The sequence below is a fragment of the Streptomyces sp. XY431 genome (genome assembly GCF_001279805.1).
GTDB lineage: Bacteria > Actinomycetota > Actinomycetes > Streptomycetales > Streptomycetaceae > Kitasatospora > Kitasatospora purpeofusca.
Map to the genome: position 1 here is coordinate 1 of NZ_LGDO01000055.1, position 23809 is coordinate 23809.

The 23809-nt window shown below is 71.5% G+C and carries 25 protein-coding genes and 1 pseudogene; 17 read left to right on the plus strand and 9 right to left on the minus strand.

The annotated features are described in order from the left end of the window. Positions 1–323: 323 nt before the first annotated feature. The 10 genes from dnaN (at position 324) to ADK60_RS08665 (ending at position 6401) form a co-directional block, all read left to right on the plus strand. Entirely contained in the window at positions 324–1460 is a 1137-nt protein-coding gene (dnaN, locus tag ADK60_RS08620) for a DNA polymerase III subunit beta (RefSeq protein ID WP_053644597.1), read from the plus strand. Between the two features lie 100 nt (positions 1461–1560). Continuing rightward, positions 1561–2292, plus strand: a complete 732-nt coding sequence (locus ADK60_RS08625) for a hypothetical protein (RefSeq protein WP_053644598.1) — start codon at positions 1561–1563, stop codon at positions 2290–2292. A 37-nt stretch (positions 2293–2329) separates the two neighbouring features. After that, positions 2330–2563 carry a hypothetical protein gene (locus ADK60_RS08630; RefSeq protein WP_053644599.1) on the plus strand — a complete coding sequence of 78 codons (234 nt, stop codon included), beginning with the start codon at positions 2330–2332 and terminating at the stop codon, positions 2561–2563. An 89-nt stretch (positions 2564–2652) separates the two neighbouring features. Beyond that, positions 2653–2892, plus strand: a complete 240-nt coding sequence (locus tag ADK60_RS43175; protein ID WP_053644600.1) for a hypothetical protein — start codon at positions 2653–2655, stop codon at positions 2890–2892. A 119-nt stretch (positions 2893–3011) separates the two neighbouring features. Further along, on the plus strand, positions 3012–3515 hold the full coding sequence (locus tag ADK60_RS43180; RefSeq protein WP_053644602.1) for a hypothetical protein: 504 nt from the start codon (positions 3012–3014) through the stop codon (positions 3513–3515). A gap of 38 nt (positions 3516–3553) precedes the next feature. After that, positions 3554–4066 (plus strand): AAA family ATPase, encoded by a 513-nt coding sequence (locus ADK60_RS08645; protein WP_053644605.1) that lies wholly within the window; start codon positions 3554–3556, stop codon positions 4064–4066. 31 nt (positions 4067–4097) lie between these two features. Next, positions 4098–4550, plus strand: coding sequence for an NUDIX domain-containing protein (locus ADK60_RS08650; RefSeq protein WP_053644607.1), 453 nt, complete (start codon positions 4098–4100; stop codon positions 4548–4550). Between the two features lie 127 nt (positions 4551–4677). After that, positions 4678–5430, plus strand: coding sequence for a hypothetical protein (locus ADK60_RS08655; RefSeq protein WP_053644610.1), 753 nt, complete (start codon positions 4678–4680; stop codon positions 5428–5430). A gap of 133 nt (positions 5431–5563) precedes the next feature. Then, positions 5564–6100: a hypothetical protein gene (locus tag ADK60_RS08660; protein ID WP_053644612.1), complete on the plus strand. Its 537-nt coding sequence runs from the start codon at positions 5564–5566 to the stop codon at positions 6098–6100. 28 nt (positions 6101–6128) lie between these two features. Continuing rightward, complete coding sequence (locus ADK60_RS08665) at positions 6129–6401, plus strand: HAD family hydrolase (protein WP_053644613.1); 273 nt, start codon at positions 6129–6131, stop codon at positions 6399–6401. A 114-nt stretch (positions 6402–6515) separates the two neighbouring features. Here the strand turns inward: ADK60_RS08665 and ADK60_RS44620 are convergent, their stop codons facing one another. Together ADK60_RS44620 and ADK60_RS08670 are read right to left on the minus strand one after the other, a co-directional pair. Then, entirely contained in the window at positions 6516–6914 is a 399-nt protein-coding gene (locus ADK60_RS44620) for a hypothetical protein (RefSeq protein ID WP_159400355.1), read from the minus strand. 186 nt (positions 6915–7100) lie between these two features. Further along, complete coding sequence (locus tag ADK60_RS08670; protein ID WP_159400356.1) at positions 7101–7817, minus strand: hypothetical protein; 717 nt, start codon at positions 7815–7817, stop codon at positions 7101–7103. Positions 7818–7940: 123 nt separating this feature from the next. On the opposite strand from ADK60_RS08670, the gene ADK60_RS08675 reads away from it, so the two are divergent. Then, positions 7941–9254 (plus strand): HEAT repeat domain-containing protein, encoded by a 1314-nt coding sequence (locus ADK60_RS08675; protein WP_053644616.1) that lies wholly within the window; start codon positions 7941–7943, stop codon positions 9252–9254. Between the two features lie 29 nt (positions 9255–9283). On the opposite strand, the gene ADK60_RS08680 is transcribed toward ADK60_RS08675, so the two are convergent. From ADK60_RS08680 to ADK60_RS08690, 3 genes are read right to left on the minus strand one after another with little or no spacing between them, the layout of a single operon-like run. Beyond that, positions 9284–9862 (minus strand): DUF6262 family protein, encoded by a 579-nt coding sequence (locus ADK60_RS08680; protein WP_234370994.1) that lies wholly within the window; start codon positions 9860–9862, stop codon positions 9284–9286. After that, a complete protein-coding gene (locus ADK60_RS45635) occupies positions 9859–12351 on the minus strand; it encodes a site-specific integrase (RefSeq protein ID WP_199839622.1) in 2493 nt (830 codons plus the stop codon). Before ADK60_RS45635 ends, ADK60_RS08680 begins: the two co-directional genes overlap by 4 nt. Then, positions 12351–13514 (minus strand): tyrosine-type recombinase/integrase, encoded by a 1164-nt coding sequence (locus tag ADK60_RS08690; RefSeq protein WP_053644618.1) that lies wholly within the window; start codon positions 13512–13514, stop codon positions 12351–12353. Before ADK60_RS08690 ends, ADK60_RS45635 begins: the two co-directional genes overlap by 1 nt. A 210-nt stretch (positions 13515–13724) precedes the next feature. Between ADK60_RS08690 and ADK60_RS44625 the strand changes: the two genes are divergently transcribed. Then, entirely contained in the window at positions 13725–13862 is a 138-nt protein-coding gene (locus ADK60_RS44625) for a hypothetical protein (protein ID WP_159400357.1), read from the plus strand. Between the two features lie 103 nt (positions 13863–13965). On the opposite strand, the gene ADK60_RS08695 is transcribed toward ADK60_RS44625, so the two are convergent. Together ADK60_RS08695 and ADK60_RS08700 are read right to left on the minus strand one after the other, a co-directional pair. Then, positions 13966–14913, minus strand: a complete 948-nt coding sequence (locus ADK60_RS08695; RefSeq protein ID WP_053644620.1) for a hypothetical protein — start codon at positions 14911–14913, stop codon at positions 13966–13968. Next, positions 14913–15713 (minus strand): ParA family protein, encoded by an 801-nt coding sequence (locus ADK60_RS08700; protein WP_053644621.1) that lies wholly within the window; start codon positions 15711–15713, stop codon positions 14913–14915. The genes ADK60_RS08695 and ADK60_RS08700 overlap by 1 nt, the downstream gene beginning before the upstream one ends. A 639-nt stretch (positions 15714–16352) precedes the next feature. Between ADK60_RS08700 and ADK60_RS08705 the strand changes: the two genes are divergently transcribed. From ADK60_RS08705 to ADK60_RS08715, 3 genes are all read left to right on the plus strand, one after another. After that, positions 16353–17705: a hypothetical protein gene (locus ADK60_RS08705; RefSeq protein WP_159400358.1), complete on the plus strand. Its 1353-nt coding sequence runs from the start codon at positions 16353–16355 to the stop codon at positions 17703–17705. A gap of 281 nt (positions 17706–17986) precedes the next feature. Continuing rightward, on the plus strand, positions 17987–18472 hold the full coding sequence (locus tag ADK60_RS44630; RefSeq protein ID WP_159400359.1) for an ATP-binding protein: 486 nt from the start codon (positions 17987–17989) through the stop codon (positions 18470–18472). A gap of 210 nt (positions 18473–18682) precedes the next feature. Further along, complete coding sequence (locus tag ADK60_RS08715) at positions 18683–19495, plus strand: hypothetical protein (protein WP_053644627.1); 813 nt, start codon at positions 18683–18685, stop codon at positions 19493–19495. 109 nt (positions 19496–19604) lie between these two features. Here ADK60_RS08715 and ku read toward each other — a convergent pair whose 3' ends face one another. Together ku and ADK60_RS08735 are read right to left on the minus strand one after the other, a co-directional pair. Next, the gene (gene ku / locus ADK60_RS41135; RefSeq protein ID WP_234370995.1) at positions 19605–20858 is read right to left on the minus strand and encodes a non-homologous end joining protein Ku; all 1254 of its coding nucleotides are present in this window, start codon (positions 20856–20858) and stop codon (positions 19605–19607) included. 228 nt (positions 20859–21086) lie between these two features. Beyond that, positions 21087–22127 carry a hypothetical protein gene (locus ADK60_RS08735; protein WP_053644635.1) on the minus strand — a complete coding sequence of 347 codons (1041 nt, stop codon included), beginning with the start codon at positions 22125–22127 and terminating at the stop codon, positions 21087–21089. A gap of 499 nt (positions 22128–22626) precedes the next feature. Between ADK60_RS08735 and ADK60_RS08740 the strand changes: the two genes are divergently transcribed. Both ADK60_RS08740 and ADK60_RS08745 read left to right on the plus strand, forming a co-directional pair. Further along, a complete protein-coding gene (locus ADK60_RS08740) occupies positions 22627–23235 on the plus strand; it encodes an RNA polymerase sigma factor (protein ID WP_053644637.1) in 609 nt (202 codons plus the stop codon). A 2-nt stretch (positions 23236–23237) separates the two neighbouring features. Beyond that, positions 23238–23809, plus strand: a pseudogene (locus ADK60_RS08745) (hypothetical protein); the annotation flags it as partial.

Consider the following 23809-nt stretch of genomic DNA (forward strand, 5'->3'; position numbering starts at 1 on the left):
GTACTGGCCGGCCTGCCCGACCACGCCCCGGTGACGGCCGTGGTGCACGGCTGGGCCGGCACCGACGAACTCGTCCTGGAGCACGCCGACGACTACGGCGACTGCCTGCTGCTGGACACCGCCTACTCCAACTGCGCGCCCGTCGGCCCCGACGACCTCGAGGACGCCGACGCCTGACCCGACCGGTCCGCCTCCACCGCCCCGGTCCGCGCTCACACCACCCCGTCCCCCGGAAGGACCCGACATGAAGCTGCGCCTGTTCCCCGGCCCGTTCGCCGACGCCGTCGCCCACGCCGCCCGCGCCCTGCCCACCCGCCCCCCCGGTGCCGGTCCTCGCCGGAATCCTGCTGCGCACCGACACCGACGGGCTGCACCTGGCCGCGTTCGACTACGAGGCGTGCGCGACCACCCGCGTCGACGCCGAGATCGCCGACGACGGCACCGCGCTGGTCTCCGGACGGCTGCTGTCCGACATCGCGAAGACGCTCCCGAAGTCGGCCGAGGTCGACCTCGAACTCTCCGGAGCCCGCCTGCTCCTCACCGCGGGCAGCGCCCGTTTCACCCTGCCGACCCTTCCCGTCGAGGAGTACCCGGCCCTCCCGGCCGCCCCGGACACCGTGCTCACGGTGGACGGTGACGCGCTCGCCGACGCCGTCGCCCAGGCCGTCGTCGCGGCCGGCACCGACGACACCCTGCCCGCCCTGACCGGCGTGCAGATGATCCTGGAAGGCAGCCGGCTCACCCTGGCCGCCACCGACCGCTACCGCTTCGCGGTCCGCGAACTCACCGTCAGGCCCACCGGCACCCTGCCGATCGCCGAGCCGGTGAAGAAGTCCCGGAAGAAGGGCGAGGAGGACGCCGGGCCCACGGCCGCGGAACTCGACGCGGCCGCCCGCACTGTCCTGGTGCCCGCCAAGTTCCTCTCCGAGGCGGCCCGCGCCCTGGCCGGCGAGCACCCCGTCAGCGTCGGCTGGTCGGACGGGCAGCTCACGCTCTCCACCCCGGGCCGCACCATCGGCACCCGCCTCCTGGAGGCCGAGTTCCCCAAGTTCCGCGGCCTGTTCCCGAGCCCGGACGACGCGGAGCTGACCATCACCGTCCCGGTCGAGGAGGCGCTGGCCGCCATCAAGCGTGTCGCCCTGGTCGCGAGCGACAAGCGCCCGATCCGCCTGGCCGTCGACGGCGACCAGCTGCTCGTCGAGGCCGGCGACGGCGACGACGCCCGCGCCGCCGACCGCATCCCCTGCCACGCCACCGGCTCGCTCACCGACCGGGTCCAGGGCTGCGACGCCGCGTTCAACCCCGGCTACCTCGCCGACTGCCTCAAGTCCATGACGACCCCCGAGGCCCGCTTCCACCTCACCTCCTCCACCAAGCCGGTCCTGGTCCTCGGCCACCGCGGCGAGGACACCGGCGGCGACTACCAGCACCTGCTGATGCCGATCCGCCTCCAGAGCTGACCCCGCACCACCCGCCCCGCCCCGGCACCCGCCGGGGCAGGCCCGGCACCCAGGCACCGACCCCACCGACCCCACCGACCTCACCGAGGAGCAGCACCCCGTGAACCAGCACACCGAGCCCACCGCCCCCCAGGAGCAGCCGAGCGCCAGCGTCCGCGCGGCGGCCGGCCGCCGGGCCCGCGCCCTGACCGCCCCCGGCGGCTGGCTCGACCGGCGCCGCCGCGAGGTCGTCGGCGGCCTGGACGACTTCGCCGGCGCCGAGCCGTGGGTGCGCGCCCTGGCCTACCTGGTCGCCGTCACCCTCGCCGTCCTGGTGCTCGGCACCGTCGGCGGCATCCTGCTGAACGCGGCCGCCGACCTGATCGGCGCCGAGCACCTGCCCCAGGACCTGCCCGCCGGCGGCGACGGTCTGCGCGTCGCCGTCACCGGCCCCATCCACACCTACCTCATCGCCCACCAGACCTACCCGCTCACCGCCGCCACCGCCTACGGCGCGTGGAAGACGGTCGGCCTGGTGGCCGCGCTGCTCGCGTTCCTCACCCAGGGCGCCGTCGCCCGCCTCGCCTGGACGGCCTGGTCCTGCGCCACGCTCGCCATGGTCTGGTCCGGGGCCCCGGACACCGGCCGCCCCGTCGCCGCCGGTCTCACCGCCGCGGGCATCGCCGCCGTCAGCCTGTTCGCCCTGCGCGGTATCAGCTTCTCGCTGCGCCCGACCGTCATCACCCGCACCGACGTCGCCCCGCAGATCACCGTCCAGATGCCCGAGCCCAGGACGGCCGCCCGGGCCCGGCCGGCCGTCCCTGCCCCGACCGGCCCCTTCGACCAGCGCTGACCCCACCCCGACCACGACCACCAGGAGCAGCCGCCCCGTGCCCGAACCCGCACTCCCCCACCCCGTCCGGGTGGCCGACATCATCGCCCAGCGCACCCAGGCCCTGGCCGCCGACGTCGCCCAGCTGCGCGCCGACGCCGACCGCCTCGCCGCCGGTCTCACCCACGGGGTCAGCACCACCGACACCGAGCGGCTCACCGTCCTGGCCCAGCGCATCCACGGCCAGGCGGCCCGGATCGAGGGCCTGACCGACGCCCGCAGCCTCACCTGACCACCCGCACCGCCGGGGCCGGCACCCACCGCGCCGGTCCCGGCCGCACCGCCCACCTGCCGAGCACCGCCCACCGGAAGGCACCCACCGTGGCCCTGGCCGTATCCCGCGACACACAGATCGCGGCCCTGTACGAGAGGCTCCACCACCGCTCCGTGATCCTGTCCGGCCTCACCCCGGGCAGTGACTCCCACGCCGGTATCCAGGCCGAGTGCGACGCCATCCACGCCGAGATACGGCGCCTGCAGGCCGCCACCAGCATCTCGCCGAAGGCCGTCCTCATCGGGATCGCCGTGCTCCTGCTGATCGCCTGGAGCGCCCTCCACTGACGTCCGGGCCACCACGCTGCCCACCACGACGCCCGCCGCCCCCGCCAGCCAGGCCGGGACGGCGGGCGCGGTGGTGCGCGGCGCGGCCGCCCGGCCAGCACTTCGACAGGAGGACACCAGTGACCACCGACACCACCCCGCACGCCCAGGCCGTCCCCGTGTACGAGCCGTTCAACCAGCCCGGGCGCACCTTCCGCCCGGCCAGCGTCTGGGAGGCCGACATCACCGACTGGGCACTGGCCCGCATCGCCCTCGACCGGCGCAGCTCCGCCGCCTACACCGCCGACCCCCTGGCCGAGGAGGCCCGGCTGCTCGGCGAGGAATTCACCGCCGAGGAAGCGCACCGTGTCGACGCCTTCCTCGCCGCGGGCGTCCAGGACGTCCACCGCCTGGACGCCATCACCGCCGCCTCGGACCTCGCCGGCGAGGACCGCGCGTGGCTGATCGACCAGCTGCGGCTCGCCTGGCAGCGCCTGGACCGCCTCCACGACAGCATCGACACCTCCGGCAGCCTCATGAACGCCACCCACGCCGCGAGCTCCGTCGACTACGTCCGCTGGTCCCGCAAGCCGCAGGCCCTCTCGCCCCTGAACCGCCCCGGCCGCCCCAACGCCGCCCGCTGACCCGGACCACCCGCCACACCACCCCGGAGGCCCCTGCGATGACGACCACCACGCTTGCCACCGCTCGCTCCCGCGCCCTCGCCCCTGTCCGGCCCGGCGACCTGGTCGCCATGATCGGGTGCGCGGCCAGCGGCAAGTCCTCGGCCCTGCTCACCGTCCCGCCGCACCAGATCGTCAGCCTCGATCAGCTGCGCGCGATCGTCTCCGAGCCCGGCGCCCAGGACGCCACCGCGGACGCGGTCCTGCTCCAGCACCACATTCTCCTGGCCCGGGCGCGCCGGGGCGTCACGACCTACGTGGACAACACCTCGGTCCAGGCGCAGCACCGGCTCCAGCTGGTGGAGCTGGCGCACCAGCACGGCCGCCGCGCCGTCGCGGTCCTGGTCGACGCCCCGCTCGCCGAATGCCTCGCCCGGAACGCCGCGCGCCCGGCGAAGCAGCGGGTGCCGGAGGACACGGTCCGCTGGCAGCACCGTATGGCCCGCTCCGCCCGGGAACTCCTCCCCCGCGAGGGCTGGGACGAGATCCGCCACCACCGCACCGGGCACTGACGCTGCCCACCACACCTACTCAGGAGTCGAGATGACCGAGACCTTCGAATCCATTCGCTTCACCGCCGACGTGGTCGCCCTCACGCCGGACGGCCGTGTCCTGCTGGTCGAGCGCCAGTGGCCGCCCTTCGAGGGCGCCTGGGCGCTGCCCGGGGGCCACGTGGACCCCGGCGAGACGAGCCGCCAGGCGGCAGCCCGGGAACTGGAGGAGGAGACCGGGGTGCGGGTCGATGCCGCGGAGCTGGTCCAGTTCGGCGCCTGGGATGCCCCCGGCCGTGACCCGCGCGGCCGCTATGTCACCGTCGCCTACCTCGCCGAGGTCCCGGACGACACCCCGATCACCGCCGGGGACGACGCCAGCAGCGCCCGCTGGTGGAAGTGGAACGAACTCCCGCAGCAGTTGGCGTTCGATCACGCCGCCATCCTCGCCACGGCCCTGCGAGGAGAGCCGGCCGGTACCGCCCCCACCGGCACCGCGCTCTGACCGGGCACTGACGCTGCCCACCACCACGCCCCGCCGCCCCCGCCAGCCAGGCCGGGACGGCGGGGCGCCGTGGTGCGCGGCGCGGCCGCCCGGCCGGCACCCACCCCGCTCCCCCTCGGAGGCACCCGTGACCGACACCCTGCGCACCCGCCTGGCCCGCACCGCCCTCGACACCGCCGACAGCGTCACCGTCGTCACCGCCGGCGCCGCCGCCGGCCTCACCACCTACCGCACCCTCACCGCCCGCCCGGCCGACATCCGCATCACCCTCGCCCTGGCCACCGGCGCCCTCGCCGCCGTCCTCACCGACCACCACGCCTACAAGGCCCTCGCCCCACTACGCCGCCGCCTCGGCGCCGAGCACCACAGCCCGGCCCGCGAGACGGCCCCGCCGGCGACCCCCGAGCAGCTGGCCGCCGACGTCCGCACCGACGCCGCACAGCGCGCAGCCTCCGGCGCCGCCCGCCTCGACTACAGCCACGGCGCCCTCACCAAGGCGGAGAACTGGACCGGCATGGAGGACGGCTCCGCGACGTGCGCGATCACCTCCACCGCGCGCCTGCTCGCCGTCCCCCGCCCGACCGACCACGACGGCTACAACAGCCGCACCTACCTGCTCGACCGGGACGGCGAGCAGCCGGTACAGATCCACACCATCGCCGAACTGGCCGCACTCCTGGACGCCCCCGCCCCCGCCACGGCACAGCCCACCGGCACCGACGACGAGGTCGAGGACGGCGACCCGTGGGCCGCCCTCGGCCAGGACCACTCCATCGCCGAACTCCTCCCCGCCGCCGACGAGGACCAGTCCCACGAGGACGACGAGGACGAGGACGACGTCGACCAGGAGGCGGAGGCCCACGCCGCCAGCCTCCTGTAGCCGACCACCCCTCAGCGGCGGGGCAGCCCCCGAGCCACGGCCCGCCGCCCACCGCACCCGTCCACCCGCCACCAACCCGGCCCCGGCCCGCCCCCAGCGGGCCGGGGCCGACCCGTCGAAGGAGACACCACAGATGACCACCACCCCCGCCGGCCGCCGCGGCCTCTTCACCACCGACCCCGACCAGCGGCTGCGCCCCGGCAACCCTGACCGACCCTGGGAGCTGTGGCTCACCGGCCCGAACACCCTGCTGCCGATGCCCGACCTCGCCACCGCGCTGATGGCCGCCGCCGAACACAACGCGCTGGCCGCCGACCTCGACGACGGCTCCCCGCTCCAGCCCGCCACCCACGCCGTCGTCCTCCGGCACGGTTACGCCTGGCGCCGCGAGGGCGCGGCCCGCCCGGGCACCGGCATCGCCGTCCCCTCGCTGTGCTGGACCGCCCGCTGTTCGGTCTGCGGCGACCTGGTCGAGGACGAATACATCCCCCACCACGACACCCCCGAGGACGCCGCCGACGACGCCGTCGGCAGTCGCGAATGGGACGAGCTCCCCGACCGCCGACTCGTCTGCGACCGCACCGACGACGCCCACGACGAAGCCCGCACCCAGGCCCACACCGAAGACATCCCCGAGTTGCCGGACGAGAGCCAGCTCGCCCTTCTGTAGAACCCGCCCACCCGAAGGAGGGGACCACATGCACCGACCCGTCATCGCTCCTCGCTCCGACAGCCCCGCCAGCCAGGCCGTCGGCGTGGACCTGGACGGCACGCTCTCGGACGCCTCGGCCGGCTGGATGGGTGGCCGGATCGGCCTGCCCCAGCCCGGCGCGATCGAAGCGCTGCGCCTGCTCGTCCAGCACCGTGCGGTCTTCGTCTACACCGCCAGGCCGAGGATCTGGCTGCCCGAAGTCGCCGACTGGATCACCTTTCTCTGGGGCAGCTCGGTGTTGCACGACGAGGCGAGGTGAATCGGCGCAGCTCAACGGCAGTGCTGAGGACGCTAACGGGTGCAACAGGTGTTGCGCTATCCCTCGCCGGAGTGATGTCGGCGGCCGAGCTTGGCGTCGGAACGCGTAACACTTCTATGGCTTGTCAGGCGGCGGGCAGTCTTCGTCTTGCGGCAGCGGTACGGGGGAACTGGTGGACGGTGGTGTCCAGTTCCAGCCGAACTTGTCCACTGTGCTGAGGATCCACTGTCGTCCGCGTTCGTCGGCGATGGCCCAGGCGTATGCGAATCGGCGCTCGGATCGCGCTCGGCTCCACCATGGTTTGCAGGGTTCGGGAAGGAACGGGATGTTGTCGCAGAGGTCGGCGAGCCAGCGGATGCAGGCGACGTAGTCGTCGTCGGGCCAGTTTTGGATTGGCTTCCGTCTGCCGGACATGGCGCGGATTTCCAGCAGCGCGTACCACCGGAGCTGCGCGCCGACTTCCCAGTCCTCCAGAGTGCGTTTGCGCCGCCGCATTGCCGCTTCCGTCTCCATAGTGGGCCGTGTTCGGGCGGCGACTCTATCGTCCACCGGAGGGTGTGGTGATCGCTGCCCAGACCCGGCTCCGACTCGGCCGGAGTCGTCCGGCGCGGTCGCGGTGTGCGGTGTGCGACCGTAGCCATGGCGGGGCGTGCAACGCCAGGACCGGGCAGCCATCAGCTGCGTAGCGCCGCAGCCACCTCAGGACGGGAGGTTGGCAGACGTGTATTCGTCCGCGATGCTGAACACGCTGGTACAGCGCGGGCATTCGGCCTTGCCGAAGAGATAGGTGATTCCGTTGGCGAGTGCCTCTTGCCCATCGCGGACGGCGGTCTCGTGCATCCATCGGCCGGTCTCCGAGAGCTCCTCGGGGATTGCCGGCTGCAGGTGGCGTCGGTCGACATCCCCCAGGTTCCAGTCCCGGATCGAGGAATAGCGCCCGTAGTGCCCGATAGCGATCGTCACTTCCACGGCGCAGTGGGGGCAGACCAGGTGGTAGAAGTCGTCCGTGAAGTCCCCCAGGACGGCACTCCAGTGGTACTGCTCCTTGGCTGCTAGGAGATCGCGGAAGCTCGTGAGGTAGTCGACCGGCTGTGACTGCAGGTGCCGGTCCAGCAGCTCACGGAATTCCGCGATCGCGTCGGCGCAGTCAGCCAACAGATCGTCGCAGCCGTGGTGCCCTGCCGCGCGTTGCATGATCGTGCCAGCCAGTCCACGCGCCTGGGCGCTCCTCGACGCGAGATGAACCAGTCGCGGCAGGGCGGCGAAACTGGCGGGGAAGACGAGGTCGTGCTCAAGGCACAGCCGATGTCCCAGCTCGTTCCAGGCTTCGGCGTCGTCCTTGAGCGCCACCTGTTCCAGAAGCTCGGGGACGCGATCGACGTCCCCGTAGCAGTCGCGCATCTGCGTCCAGTTCACCACGTAAGCATTTAAGCGCCTTGAGGTTGGCATGGCGGATGCCTCCGCCCCCGTTGTTCGTGCTCAGGCCGGACACCAGCTGTCTGGCCGGGCTGTCTGAGTGGCCGACTAGCGTGATTGTTTATGCTCACCCATCAGCTGGTTTTGGCCCTAGTAGCTCCCGACGAGGCTGTACGGCGCACTGCCGAAGACGCTCTGGTCTCGCTCGGCCCGGCGGTTTTGCCGGTCCTGATGGAGCACCTCTGCGATGCTGCGTCGCCGGTGCGCGAGGCCGCTCTGCTGAGTGTCCTTCGTCGTACGGGCACTTCGGCTTTTCAGCCGGTACTGGAAGCTCTGCAGAGCGCGCCACCGGGGCAGGCACACTGGCGGGCGCTTCGGGTGTTCACCGGTCTCGGGGCCGCAGCGCTGGACGGCTACACCAGCGTGTTGACGCATGAGAACCCGGTGGTGCGCCGCGCGGCGGTCATGGCGATCAGCAAGTGCGGGGACGACGGAGTGCTGCTTGCGGAGCGTGTATTGCCGTTGCTGGGCGACCCGGACGCGGAGGTGCGGCGGACGGCCGTGCGGTCGTTCTCGTCGTGGGGCGCGGTTGTGGTGCCGGCGCTTCAGGCCGTGCGTCGCGGTGGCCCCGGCGCCGCGCGTGCGGGCGCTCTGGAGGCCCTGGCAGAGATCGGTGGTGAGGCGGTGATCAGCGCCCGCGACATGGCGGCGTTGGAGAGGCTGGTGCGACTCAAGCTGCCCGACGACGTGCCTACACCCATAGCTTGCTGCTTCCTTTCGTGGATCGCAGTGAGCACAGGTGACCAGGGCGGGGTGATGGAGTTGCTCGGTCTGTCGTCGCCGCGTCCGGTGCCGTTCGCCGCCGGTGTGTTCGCCGCAGACTGCGACAGTCATGCCGGCCTGGACGAGAATCCGCTCGATCAGTACTGCCGCGTGTTCGTCACCCCTGAGCTCGCGGGTTGGACTCTGGTGGTCGGCTCATGGTGCGACCCGAGCTCCGCCGAGCGCGAGGCCGAGGTCCTGGAGGTGTGTGCGCGCCTGAGTGCCCAGTTCGGGCGCGCCCAGGCCTACTGGCACAGCGAACAGAATGACGGATCGGCGGTTCTGGTTGCCGAGCAGGGCACGATCGTGCGGCGCTTCGCCTACATACCCGGCGAGGACATGCAGCACCTGGAACTGGGGGCGCCGCTCGCCTACGAGCAGCAGCGGCGCGCCGCCCTCGGACTGCCTGCGCTGGCACCCGGCCACGTGGACACCGAAGAGGAAGACGACGAATGGACCTGGGAACTACTCGACCTGGCGCCCGGTCTTGCCGGTGAACTGAGCCTGGACCCCCGGTCGGTCGATGCGAACACGCTGGCCCGGGGCACCGGTGTACTTGCTCTTACCGAGTACGGCCGCAGCCTGAGCGCTCCGGTCGGGGCGCTCAGGCTGTGAGCGGAAGGCCAGTCGGACTGTGCGGTCTTCTACGGCCTCGCGGGCTCCTGACCGGCTCCACTGCGCTCCTGGACGACCCGAGCGCCCGAGGTCTGGTTGAGGGCCCGAGTCAGGTCCCGGTTGGCCGACCGTGCGGCGTCCAGGTCGGCGCGCGCCTCCTCCAGTTGTCCTGTCAGTTCCACGGTCCGCTGTTCCAGCCGGGTGATGGTGCGTTGGAGTTCGTCGACGTCGGCGGGTGCGCCGAGGCCGGACTCCCGCCACGCCTGTTCCCCCAGGGCTTGGGAGAGCCGTCTCTCCAGTTGCTGGACGCGAGCTGTCAGTCGGATGTTGCGGGCCTGGGCATTGGTCAGGTCCGCCTGGAGCGAGGTCCGGCTGACCGGAGAGCTGCCGGCCGGGTCATTGCCGGCGGATTCGAGTTCGGCGGTCTGAATGAGGGCGAGCAGGTCACGGTGCCGATAGAGGAATGTACGGTCCACTCGGGCCTGGCGGGCGATGCCGGAGACGCTGATCGGGGTGCCGTTCTTCGCGGCGTTCTTGATCGCGTCGGCGACGCGCTGGCGCCTGCGGTCGGTGCCGGCCCGGCGCCCGTCGTGCATGGCGGGGATCATCCGGCGCTCCACGGGCGGATGTCGAGCAGGGGTTGGCGGACCTTCGGCAGGCCGAGCATGACCGTGCGCCCGCGGCGGACCACCGTGACCGCGTCCTCGATCTGCGCGCGGTCCTCGGGGGTGAGGTCGTCCAGGTCGGCTTTGACTCGGGTGATCAGGCGTCGGACCCTGCGGATCTCCTCTTCGGATGGCACGGCTTCCGAGCGGGCCCAGTCGTCGGCCTCAAAGGCGGACATCAGCCGCTCGCGGCTGCGGAGCAGGTCGGCGAGGTAGCGTTCCAGGTCCGGCAGGTAGGAGACGTCGGTGCGGAAGTGGTTGCAGCCGATGCAGCGGAACCGCAGCGGGCAGGCGTGGCCGCCGGCCGCCACGTTGGAGGGTTCCAGACAGACGCCGTAGGCGGTGGCGACCTCGCCGATCGCACGGCGTACGTGCTCCGAGTCCAGCAGTCCCTGAACCTTGCGCCAGACGCGGTTGCCGTGCCGGTCGAACTGCAGGGCGGTGACGCGGTCGACTGCCTCGCGTTTGCGTTCCTGGCCGACCCGGTAGTAGCCCTCGGTGGTCGACATCTGCCGGTGGTCCATCAAGGCCTGGAGGACGTCCGGGGCGACGCTGGCGTCGGCGTGCCGCTGGGCGTAGGTGTGCCGGTAGGCGTAGGGGAAGATTCTGGCCTTGTCGAACGGCAGCTTGACCGTCATCGGCCGCCCGTCGGTCTCCACGACGACTGGCACGAGGAACTCAGGCAGGGCGTTGACCCAGGCGCGGTGCGGCTCGGACAGGTCGGCGATCGGCTTGCGCCCGTCGGGGTTGGCGGCTCGGCGCGGAAGGAGCCTCAGCTCAGACACCGGGCGGTCCGGGTACCGCTGGCGCACCCGTTCCTGCTGAGCGGTGATCACCGCGGCCGTCGCCTTGCCGATCGGCAGCCGCCTCCCTTGGCGGTGGCCCTTGAAGTTGTCGTAGACCAGGATCAGAGAGCCGTCAGGGTCACGGGCGAGGCAGTCCCAGCCGAGTTCGCAGATCTCCTCCGGGCGGCGGCCGGTGTCGATCACCAGCTCCGTGGCGACCCTCACCTCGCGGTTGCTGCTCTCCTCCAGCAGGTCCAGGTTTGCGCACAGCTGGCGCATCACCTCGTCGGGCAGGTCGCGGCCGGCTTCACCGTCTTCGGGCTCGTCCGGCACATCCTCCTGGTCGAGCATGAAGTCGGCGGGCAGGCCCTCCAGGACTTCTCCGGCGCGGGTCAGGCCGAGGGTGCGGAACCGGGTCAGCACCTGGCGGACGTCGCGGATGATGTGGACGCGCCGGTAGGCGCTGAAGGAGCCGCTGTCCGCGAGGAACGCCGCGCGGTTGCAGAAGTCGACGATGTCCGGCCGCCCCAGGAGGGCCGGAGTGTGCCCGCCGTCCTCGCGCTGCAGGCGCAGGCTCTCGGACAGCACCCCGACGGCGTTCACGACCACCTGGACGGAGTTGCGGGCCTGCTTGCCGCGGCGCTTGGGCAGAACATCGCCGGCCCAGATCTTCATCGCCTCGCGCAGAGGTCGCTGGTGGATCCTGGTGAAGAAGAGCCGGCCCCGGTGCCCGAACGCCGACAGCTCCCAGATGTCCTTGTGCCGTTCGGTCTCGGGTGTCAGCCCCAGTCGGCGAACCGCGGTGCGGGCCCCGCCGAGGAGGGCGGGCCCGTACCCGCCCAGACCAACGAGTTGCTCGGCCAGGCCGGCGTCGGACAGCGTCTCCAGGCAGGGCGTTCCCGCGGCGCGTAGGCGGTCGCAGACCCGGCGCAGCTGGTGGTCGACGGTCTTCGAGCCGCCCGCGGTGCGGACCTGGAGGAAGTAGAGCAGCTCGGCGACGAGCCGGTCCGGCAGGCCGCGCATGCTGGCCTCGCGGTTGACCGCCACCGCCGCGGTGGTCCGCTGCCAGGTCGCTTCGTCCTGGTTGAGGGTGCCGTCCAGCCGGGCGTTGCGCAGCCGGGCGTAGTGCGCCCGACAGTAGGGGTTCACCGGGCCTTGACGCTGGAAGTAGCAGGCCACCACCTGGCAGACCCCGAAGCTCGCCAAGGGCCGCGCCTGGGGAAGCCGCATGTACTCCTCTACCGGGATCCCGAGTCCTTCGCGCTGACCGTGGTGGGCGTTGCACAGGCCGGCGCGGACGGTCTTGCGCGGGCGCTCGCACCCGGGGACCAGACAAGGGACGTGCCCGACGGCCCGGAAGTGCTCGGTGCGGGGCAGGGTGACGAAGTCCTCGATCGGCAGTCCGGAGTCCTTCCAGCGCCGGTGGCAGCCCAGGCACAGGGGCTTGTCGACCGTTGTGGCCTTCGCGCAGCCCTCGATGCGGCAGTCCGGCATGCCCAGCACGGGGTGGCTCTTCGGGAAGAAGACCACTCGCAGGTCCCAGTCCCAGCCCACCAGGGCCAGGAAGCTCGGGTTCAGAGCGTCGGTGACCTCCCGGGTCCGCGTGTCCGGCTGGTCTAGCGGCGGTACGGGCAGGGGCGTGGCCATCAGCACTCTCCCCGCGGGTTCAGACGAGGGGTGGGGACGCGGTCGACGGCCTCGCGCAGACGGGACCGGTCGGGGATCAGATAGGGCTGGGAGGACAGCGGGCTCTTGTGTCCCAGGAGGGCCTGCACCTCGTCCAGCGAGCCGCCCGCGTCGACGACGTTGCTGCCGAACGCCCTGCGGGCCATGTGCGGGCCCACGGTGCGGGACAGCCCCGCCCGGTGGGACAGGCGCTCCATCAGCTCGCCGATCGCATCCGGCGTCATTGCAGCACCCAGGGGAGCCCGGAACAGGTTGACCAGCAGGAAGTCGCTGCCGCCCGCTCCGAGGGCCTCATGACGTTCGACGCTGTATTGGTCGAAGGCTTGGACCACCAGGAAGTCCACCGGCATGACCCATGCCGCCTTCGACTTCGACCAGGCCCTGTTGCCGTTCTCCCGGCGCCGTACGTGCAGGTGGGCACCGGGATACTCGCAGCCCAGCACTCGGGCGTCGGCCAGCAGGTGGCAGTCGGCGCGGCGAAGGCCGGCGACCTGGCCGCGGCGTAGGCCGACCCGACCCAGCAGCAGGACGATGAGCCGGTCCCGGGCGTTGCGGCAGGCCAGGAACATCGCCACGAGCTCCTCGTCCGAAGCGCGGTCGACATCCGCCTCCGGCTCCTGCAACCGGTGGCGGACCCGCAGACGGTAGAACAGGCCGCCGTCCTCACTCTGCGCTTCCAGTGGCAGATCCCGGCTGTCACCCAGCTCGTAGATCTGTGCCAGCGTCGACTGAGGCGCCTCGCCGAGCGACACCGCGTGCGTGAGCAGGCCCCGCACCGCAGCCAGAACGGCGTTGACCCGGCGCTCACGCCGAGCCGGTTCAGCGCCAGGGCCGAGCAGCAGCATCCCCTCCCCGGCCGGCGGGCGCGACGGCGTGTACTTCAGCCAGACCATGAACAGGCCGAGGTCCCGAGCGGCGTCCGGCCAGTGCCGACCGGTCTCGCAGCACCAGCGCAGGTAGAGCGCAGCGCCACCAGCGTGGGCTTTGGTGGTCAGCTCGGCCCGGCTTCTGCCGAAGCGCAGGTACCGCAGCCAGTGATCGGCAACCGGTACGACGTTCAGGTCATCGTCGATGACCGTCCAGTACCGGCTACCCGAGGGCAGGACGACAGGGAAGGATCGCATGTGCGACTCCAAGTCCGACGGATGCGTGCAACAACCCGCCACAGAGCCACACCCCCCGAGAACGAGTCTCAGAGCATCAACGACAGCCCTCCACGCCACGTCACACCACGCAGGTGAGGCCCCCAGAGAATCACCTGGTACTCCGGGCTGGAGGCCTTCGTCGACCCGTCCGAGGACCGGGCCTACTGGACCACCCGCGGCCTGGTTCTCGTGACCAGCACCAAGCTGGGAGCGGCCGCGTACGTGGACGACCGCGCCATTCACCACTGCGGCGACTGGGATGTCACCCTGGCCACCATCGGCCGCGCGATCGGCCTCGACCCCGAGGGCGTTCTCGTCCCCGCCTGATCCTCAGTACGGGGAAGGGCCCGTCTCCCCCCAGCGTCGAAGCGGGGGGAGACGGGCCCTTCTGCGTTTCCGGGGTAAGAAATTTCTTACCCCGTTCATTCGGCTATTCGACCACCTCGGCGTCGACCGGGATCAGCTTGCGAGCGGCCGCGATCCGGGTCTGCACGCGGCCGACCTCGACCTCGAGGCTGTCCAGGTAGTCGATGAGGGCGGCGGGGTCGGCCTCGGCTGCAGCCTTCACAGCGGCCGGCGCCAGCGCCTTGTACGCCCGCTCGTGAATCTCGTCGGCCGCCCTGCTCAGCGGGAGCAGCTGCGGCGGCGAGGGCTGGGCCTTCTGTGCGGGCTCGGAAATTTCAGACCCCTGGTCACGGAGGGCGGGGTCAGAAATTTCTGACCCCGCCTTCTGTTCGGGGATGGACGGCGCGGTCAGCTCGACGGCGATCTCGGACAGTCGGGCTGCGGTGGGGCGCTTCTTGCCCTGGTCGACCGCTTCGGTGACGCCCAGCTCCACGACCGCCCTGGCGGTCTTCAGGTCGTGCGAGGCGATGACCGCAGCCACCGCCTTGCGGGCCGAGGCGCGGCTCAGGTAGGGGGTCAGCTCGGGGCCCAGCTCCGCGACCGCCCGGGTGCGGGCCGCGTCCTGCATCAGCTCGAAGACGTACTTCTCTTCGATGTCCAGGATCTCGGACGCCCAGGCGCTGAAGCGCGTGTGGCCGGCGACGAGGTGCAGCTCCCGCTGCTGTGCGGTTTCCAGCAGGACGCCCTTGTTGAGAACCACGAAGTCCTCGGCCCGCCTCCCGAGGCCGTCGATCTCGACCAGCCGGGCGGTGACGTACGCGAGCTGTTCCTCGGGAGTGCCCGTGATGTCCTCGGCGGCGAGTACCCTGCCGCCCGCGAACACGCTCGGCGTGCCCTGGGCGTCCACGAGTGCAGGGAGAAGCGTCGAGGAAGCGGCCTGCTGCTGGAGCTCGGCGGGCACCGCCGGATCCACTGCGGAGTCCGGGGCCTTCTTCAGCCGGCTCGCGCCGGCCTGGATCAGCTTGTTGGCCATCAGAGGGTCACTCCCGCCGCAGTGAGAACTCGGTCATAGGCGTCCACCAGGGACTGGGCCTCGCGGCCGGACGTCGCGGTGATCGGCACGCAGGCGAACCGCGTCTGCTGACGCACCGCATGCCGGGGGATCGCCAGATCGTCGCGGTACAGCTCCCCGTACGTCTCGGCCAGGTACTCCCCTATGGCGTCCTTCAGGGTGCTCCGGCCGCCGGGGACGATCGAGGGGACGATGCCCACCACCCGCAGGTCGGAGTTCATGCCGAGGTCCTTCACCAGCTTGATGGTCGCGAGGGCCTCCTTGGCGCCGATCCGGCCGTCCTCGTCGAGGGTCGCCGGAATGACGACGTCGGTGGCCGCGATGAGGGCCGAGGTGACTAGCTTGCCGCCGGCGCGCGGCGGCAGGTCGAGGATGCCGATCGACCCGGGCTTTATGGCGCCCTTCAGGGCGAGGCGCAGGCGGAACTCGAGGCCAACGGCCATGTTGTCCGTCTCGCGGTTCGCCAGGGCGCGCTCCGCCGCGATCACCTGAACGCCCGGCCACGAGTCGGACGCCGGGGCGAACGCCTCGGCCGCTAGGCCGGTCTCACCCTTGGGGTCGAGCGCCAGCAGGTCGTTCATCGTGAAAGCGGGCGCCTCGTCCTCGGAGATGCCCAACTCGGAGGTGAACGTACCCCGAGGGTCGAGGTCCCCGGCGACCACGTCCAGCCCCCGCTTGCGGGCAGCGGCGGTCAACCCTGCTGCCAGGGCGCTCTTCCCGACGCCGCCCTTCTCGCTGTAGACCGCGATCACTCTGCTCATGCCCGGTCCCTCCGACCGCCCAAAATCCGATACACAGGAGGCAGGCTATCTGGGGTGGCATGTTGCGCTGGGCACGGCATGCAGTCCGGGGCGTTCGGCACAGCGTCGGGCGTCACCGTGCCGAACGCGGAAACCTGCAGGGGGCAACACTTGATTACCTGGCGAACAACGGTGACTTCGGAGGGTCTGGGCGGCGGCTTCCCGGGCCGTCCGCACGGTGATGCTGCCGCTCCCACCCTTCGAAGCCGATCCGAGATGAACAGGCTTTCCAGCTTCTTATCCGCGCCTGAACTCCTAGGATGGCGCGATGGCACCCGGCATCGATGTCTCCTCCTGCTTCCGGCTCTCCGACGAGATCACCCGGCTGGTGCAGTCGGTCGTCCGGGTCGGCAACGAGGGCGAGTCCTCATGGATCGATTGGCGGGAACACCTGGAGCTCGCCGATGAGTCGAGGGCATCCAGGTCCCTACGCCGCCATCCCGTCCGCCGCCCAGACACAGCATGCCAACCAGGAGGCCACCGACACGCTGCTCGTCGACATTCGAAGGCGGCAGCCAGCATCGTGCGGCGTGCTCAGAAGGGTTCCGAGACCGGTAAGGACCAGTAGTGGCAGCCGAATCTGCTTCCAACCTCGGTGCGGTGATCAACACCAGCCCGCGTCCGCGCGTGCTGATCCGCGGCTTCAAGGAGAATCGCGAACTTATCCGCGAGATCGAACGTATTGCTGGTACGACGGCGCGCATCAGCAAGCTGGACGAGGTGAACCAGCGCGAGTGGGACGCCTTGATCACCGACGAGGTAGGCCTCGTCGACAGCTCCTCCTACAGACTGCGCAGACCGCTGGCACCCCACCTGTCCGTTCTCGTCCTCTTCCCGAGCGCTACGAGTGGGAAGATCGAGAGGTCGTTGCATCTGGTCGGGGACCACATCAGCCGCGAACTGCAGCGCGCGCGGGGCCTGCCCGAAAGCATCGCAACCCTGGTCCACGAGCAGCTGGAACCACTCCTCGCGCCCCGAGCCACGCACCAGTATCTCTACACATCCGCTCCTCTCTCGGGTGGTTCCGCAGGCGTGCCGGGTCTCCCGCCAGTACAGGCCGAGCCGTTCATTCTCTCCGCCGCGGGCAAGGTCCTCGCCGGCCGGTACAAGCGCAGCGACACCTCGGAGTGCTGGCTGGTTCCGAAAGAAACCTCCGATCCGGTGCAGTGGGTGAAGGTGGCCCTCGGAGAATGGCACCACCTGGATCCCAGCCGGTTCCCCGGATTGCCGCAGTGGTCACATACTTCGCAGTGGATGACCGCGAGAGAACGCGCCATCCACGAGGACCTGCGCCAGCTCAACGTCGACCGCGACGAGTACCTGCGCCAAGCCGCCCTCCGAGAGACCGAGTTCAAGACACAGCTCGCACAGGCCAGAGAAGACGCCGACGGCTACGAGCGGGCTCTGCTCACCGCGCAGGGTGACGTGCTCAAGGACGCGGTCCTCAAGGCGCTGACCTTCCTCGGCTTCACGGTGACCGACGCGGACCTGACTGCCAAGCCCGACGAGCACCTGGAGGACCTACGCATCGAGGATCCGGACGCCCCGGGGTGGATCGTTCTTGCCGAGGTGAAGGGCTTTACCAAGGGGGCCAAGACTGAGGGGATCGTGCAGCTCCTGCGCGCCAACAACCGCTACACGAAGGCCAGCGGAGGAACGCCTCCCAGCGGCGCTGGCTGGTACATCGTTAACTACTTCCTCAACCGCGACCCCGGAACCCGGCCGCAAGTTCTGCACGGCAGTGGCGACGTCGATTCCTTCGCCCAGGACAACGGGTTGACCCTCAGCACTGTCGAACTCTTCCGACTCGTCACCCGTGTCGAGGAAGAAGTGATGACGCCCGCCGCGGCGCGCGAGCTGCTGCGCCGGTCCACCGGGCGGTTCGCCATCGCTGCGGACACGGAAGAACAGGCTGACCCGGTGGAGTCTGCTGTCAGCGGCGGACCGTCGTAGGCACGCCCTCCTGCCTCGCTGGTCCGGTGCGGAAGCGGCAGGGGCCGGAACGAGCACGGCGATCCGGAACGCGTACTGGGGGAGCTGCTGGACGTCCTCGCCCGTACCGGGGAGCTGCCCTGCAGGCAGGGCAAGCACCGGGAGCTGACCAAGCCGGTCGAGCGGGCCTTCGGCTTCCAGGGCACCGCGGCGGCGCTGACCCGCTTGTTCCCCACCATGCACGAGGCCGGCGCAGCGGCGGCCCACCCGCCCGAACTGCCCTCACCACCCCGGGAGCCGCGATGCCGCTGCGCGGGCCGCTGTACCGTCTGACCCTCAGCGCGACCGACCCCGACCCGCACGAGCGCGTGGCCTGCGTCAGCCCCGCCCGCAACAGGCTGGGGCTTGGCCGGGACCGTGCTGGACGACCTGGTCGCCGTCGCCGCCCGCCACGCAGGCCCGCCCGGCTGACGGCGGTGCTGCGCCTGGACGCAGCTGGCGCCGTGGTGCGCTTCGAGGTCGAGGACCAGGGCGCCGCCCTGCCCCGGCGCGTGGCCAGCCTCGGCGACGACCAGGCCGTCACCGGCCGCGGCCTGCTGATGGTCGAAGCCCTCGCCGTCCGGTGGGGGAGCGACCCGACCGGCACCGGCAAGGTCGTCTGGGCCGAGCTCGTTCTGCCGGCCCCGCTGGACCCGTCCGCCATCGTGGCCCAGGGCCGCCAGGCCACCGCCCGCAGCGACTACCTGCGGGCCGCATCCATGGGCACCGCCCCCCGCCGCGCTCGTTGAACCCGCCGAGCGCCCCCACCAGGGCGCGCGGCTGCGCCTGATTCATACCGCCGCCCGGTACGTACATCCCCACGGCGCCGGGCACTCCATGGTGAAGCCCATCGGGCGGTCGGGCCCGTACACGGCCCAGCCGCCCGAAATTCCTCCCGCCGACGCCCGACACGCGCCAGAATCACTGCACGATCGTGAGAGCGACAGGATGGCGCGGGCATGGACGAGTTGCGGTTCGACAAGGGCATCGGGACGTTCGCGGTGGACGTCGCCGAGAACAGCTTGATGATCCTCAAGGCGGCGGGGACGCACTGCCTTCAGTTCCAGCTGGCGGTCCACATCCCGAAGTCGGAGAAGGTCGGCAGCCTGATCCTCCTGGAGACGGACCTGTTCGCACCCCAGGAACTCAGACCGAAAGCCTGGCTCGGCTCGGCCACCCACTCCCTGGCCTTCGTGCCCGGCGGTGTGCAGCGGCCGACCCTACGCTTCCTGCTGACCAGCGCGCAGATCCTGGCGCTGGAGGCCCAGCGCAATGGCGACCTTCACCTGGAGCTCCAGATCCGTGCCGTCCTGCCGCAGGCCACCGGGTACCCCGGCGGCAGCGAGGCCACCGTTCACATCGGCGTCGCCGAGAGCCGTTGGCGCCAGCAGCTGGAGAACCTGGGCCCCGCGCTCGCCTTCGAGTACTCCATCCCGTTCCCCGCCGGCGACGACCCCCGCCAGGAGGCCGTCGACCACCTGCGCTCGGCGCATCGCCGCCTGGGCGGCAACGACATCGACGGCGCGATCCTCGATGTGCGGCGCGCCCTGGAGTACGTAGAGGAGAACAGCGGTTGGCACTGGCCCGGGCAGAGAAAGGACAAGGAGCAGCGCACCCAGGACGAGCGCTGGGCCTGGATCCGCTCCGCCCTCGCCGACCAGGCCAGCGGCGCCCTCCACAAGGACGCCACCACCAAGACCTTCACCTACACGCGGGCCGAGGCCGAGGTGCTGGTCGCCATGACCACAGCGCTGCTACGCCTGGTCTCCTGACTTCCGGTCGGTTCCGGGGCTGCGGCCAGCGCGGGCGGTGAGCCGGCATCGCCGTCCCGACGCTGTGCTGGACCGGGTGACGAGGCCCGGATCGCCGGCCTCGCCGACCTCACCGAGCGCTCCCCCGCCGCTGGCGGCCGGGGTCGGCCGTGCCACCGCGGCCGATCGGCGCCCGGGACCGCACCTCCGCCCTGGTGCCTCTGCCGTCCGGCGTCCGGCCCGCCCCGTGCCGCGACACGGGGGGCGGCCTTCCGCCGGAGGCTGGTTGCCGGGAGACCTGCTTCAGGAAGCGGCGCGGTGGCGGCGGTGGCTGGTTTGTTCGAGGGCGTGCTGGAGCTGGTCGCGGGTCATGCTGGAGCGGCCCTGGATGTCGAGGTCGGTGGCGCGTTCGTAGAGCTCGGCCTTGGTGAGGTCGGACAGCTGTCGCTTGCCGGTGGCGCTGGTGCGCTTCGTGGTGCTCTTGCGGGTGGAGGCCCTCGTGGCGGTGCTCTTCTTGTCGCCGGTGGTTTTCGGTGTCCGGGCGGTGGCCGGGGCCTTCCGGCCTGAGGAGTGCTTCGTCGTCTTCTCGGCGGATTCGGTCCTGCGGGCGCCTTCGAGGCTGCGGCGCAGGGCGTCCATGAGGTCGACGACGTTGGTGGCCTCCGGCGCGGGGCCGGTGGAGACGGCGATCTCGCGGCCGGCGAGTTTGTCCTCCACGAGCTTCCTTTACCTGTTCCTCGTAGGTGTCGTGCCAGTCCTCGGGCTTCCAGTCGATCGCGAGCATCCCGATCAGTTGCTCGGCGGTCCTGACCTCCTGCGCGGACAGCTCGGTCTTCTCGGGCAGGTCGCCGACCTCGGTGCGGGCGTCGCGCACCTCGTCGGCGAAGTGCATGGTGTGCAGCTCCAGCAGGCCGTTCTCGGAGCGCACCGCGGTGAGGTACTCCTTGCCGCGCATGGCGAACATCGCCAGCCCCGCCTTGCCCGCACTCGCGAGGGCTTCGACGAGGAGGGCGTAGACCTTCTGGTACTCCTTGCCGCGGGGGCCGAGGTAGTAGGTCTTGTCGAAGAAGATCGGGTCGATGTCGGCGAGGTCGACGAAGCCGGCGATGTCGATGGTGCGCGAGCGGCCGGGGGAGATCTGCTCCAGCTCCTCGGGCTCGACGACCACGTACTCGCCCTCGGTGACCTCGAAGCCCTTCACGATCTCCGAGAACTCGACCTCGCGTCCGGTGCGCTCGTTGACGCGCTTGTTGCGGACCCGGTCGGAGGTGCCGCGCTGCAGTTGATGGAAGCGCACGTCGTGGCTGGAGGTCGCGGTGTACAGGGCGACCGGCACGGTGACCAGGCCGAAAGTCAGCACGCCGGTCCACATGGGTCGGGCCATCGCGGACTCCTTCACTCGCACCGCGCCGGCCGCTTCCCGGCCGCGGGGGACGGCTCACCGCCAGGGTCGCCGCCGGGATGGTGCCGCGCACGCGGAGCTGGGCCGACGGGCGTCGCCGCCCTGCACGGCCCCGCTCGGAGGCAGCGGCGGCGCCCTACCGGACGCCTGCGCCACCGGCAGCGTGCCCAAACCCCACTCGAACGCCTTCTGCCCGCTCCGGCCGCACCTTCACCGCTGCGGGCGGCCGTTGGACTCGAGCGCGCGTAACCGCCCGGCGGCGACCGAAGCTGCCGCGCGGGCCTGGGCGGCCGCGCCCTCAGCCGCCCGAGCCTCTTCTCGGGTGGCCCGCACCCGCTCCTCTGCCGAGGCGGCCTCCTTCCGCGCCCGAGCCTCGCGCCGCTGCGCTTCGGCGAGCGCATCCTGGGCCCGCTCGAGCGACTCCCGCGCCCGATCGGCAGCGGCGCGGGCCTGCCGGTGGGCGTCCTCGGCGCCCCCGAGTGCGAGCGTGGCGGCCTCCCGGCGGCCGACCGCATCCCGCTCCGCCGCCGCGGCCGCGGCCGTCTCCTCCCGCGCCCGTTCGACGTCCTGCTCGTGCATTCGCCGTCGCTGGTCGGCCTCGGCCCGGTTCCTCGGACCGCCCGCTCCGGCCGCCCGAGACGAGGACCTCGAGCCGGCACCCGCCGCCGGTCCGGCCTTGCTCGCTGCCGCCGAGGGCGGTGCCCCGGCCGCTGCCGCGCTCCCGGTCCCGTCGCCGGCCGTGGGCGCTTCGTCCTCCGGGCCGCCGGGGGCTGTGCCAGGCCACAGCACCGGCTCCAACGCGGTGCTTAGGCGCCCTGCCACGAGCACCTGGGCCGATCCGGGATCGGCGAGCGCCGCGCCCAGCGTCCGCTCCAGCCCCACGACGGCCTCCGCACCCAGCGGATGCCCGGCCCGCCCGGCCGCCCGTCGCGCCTCGGCGACCAGCTCGCTCACCAGCCGACGACGCTGCTCGCCGAGCGCACGGAGTCGGTCGCCGGCGAGCTGCTGCTGGGCGGCCCGCAGGTCCTGGCCGAGGTCGAGGACTTGGGCGAGGAGGTCCGGGTGCTGGTGGGCGAGGAGGTTGGCGGCCCAGGCGGCCTGGGTGGGGCGGCGCAGCGCGCGGATGCGGTCGGCGAGTGGGCGGTCGGTCTTCTTCAGCCGGTCGGCGTGGCGGTTGCGGGCTGCGGTGAAGTCGCCGGGGGCGAGGGTGTAGAGCTCGGCGGCGATTGGGTCGAAGTCGGACTGGGTCATCGTTTTGGACTTTACGGGCGGTCGGCCCGGGCGGCAGTGCGGTCATTGACGGGTGTCTGGTGGAGACCCTGAGCCGGGGCTCCTCGAGGCCTGTTCGAATGGGCCGACTGACGAGCGGCCTTGCGTCCAGGAGTTGAACGGGCGGCGAGGCCGCTGGACGAAGTGGGCGCGGATCGCGATGGACGTTTTGCGGGTCGGGTTCGAATCCGAACTCCCAAACGTCGGAATGTTGCGTTCCGTAAGTCTTTACCTTCAGGCCGTGAACCTTTGCTCCGTTCGAGGGATTGGATGCCCCTATCGGCACAGAGCGCTCATGTCCCCCAGCAGAGCGTGATCATGTGCCGTTCCCTGCCCGACCGAGAAGGACTCCCGAAGCCATGTGCATCCATCCCCCCGTCCCACCCCGGCCCGTTGCCTCGGCCGCCGCACCCGCCCTGCCCCGCCTCGGCCGCTTCCCCCGGTCGCGCGGCAGTGTCCCGGACCCTGTCGGGGAGGCGTCGTGAGCGAGCCGCCCTTCGCCGACACGGCCGACACCGCCGGCACCGCGCCCGTGGAACTGCCCATAACCCTGCAGGCGTTCCAGCGCATCCACGCCGACGCGTACTTCGACTACGCCTACGCCTGCCTCGGCGACGCCGACCTCGCCCAGAAGATCGTCACCCAGGCCTTCATCGACCTCGGCGACTGCTGGGACCGCGTCCTGGCCCACCCCCAACCCGCCCGCACCGCCTGGGCCGCGCTGCGCCACCTCGTCGAAGTCACCCGCGAGCACCTGGACCGCCTGGACGAGCGCATCGCGTTCTCCGTGGCGCTGCGCCTGGAATGGGAGCCCTTCCTGGACGATCTGGACGCCATCACCACCAACATCGACGGACTGGAGGCGGGCATGGCGCTCGGCGGCGCCATCAAGGAACTCCCGGCGGCGAAGTTCGACGTGATCGTCCTCCGCTTCGTGGTCGGCCTCAAGGTGGCGGCCACGGCCCAGGCCATGGGCACCGACGAGGGCACGGTGAAGTCCTTGACCACGCAGGCCCGCAACAAGCTGGAGGCCCGGCTCAGATCCCGCCGCCTCCTCCGTCCCAGCAGTACCAAGAAAGACCAGGAGTGACTGTGACACCACCCCAGGACGGCCCTCGCTTCCCCGACGTCGACCGCCTGCTTGACGCCGCAGGCCCCCTGCCCGCCGACCGCCCCCGCTACGACCTCGACGCCGGCTCCCAGCACCTCGCCGAAGGCCTGGCCGCCCGCCAGGCCGGACGCACCCACGCCGGCCTCGCCCCACTGCCGCTGCCGTTCCAGGGATCGGCGGACATCCACGCCGACGCCGGCCGTGACCTGAGAACCCTGGCCACCGTCGTCATCAACGAACCCGGCGCCTGGGAAGAGATCGAGACCCTCGCCAAGGACTGGGAGCCCAACGGCGCCCTGATCTTCGGCTGCCTCCTCGACCTCGCCGACCGGCACCACTCTGCCACCTGGTGGTGGCAGTTCGCCGCCGGCGCCGGCAGCCACCTCGCCGCCTACTGCATGTACCTCCACCACCTGCGCCGCGGCGAACTGCGCGACGCCGAGAACTGGTTCACCCAGACCGCCTGCCTCGAGAACGGCCCCAGCCCCCCCCCCTCCCCCAAACCCCCCAACCTCCCCGGCTACGCCCGCCTCGCCTCCCGCCTGGCCCCACC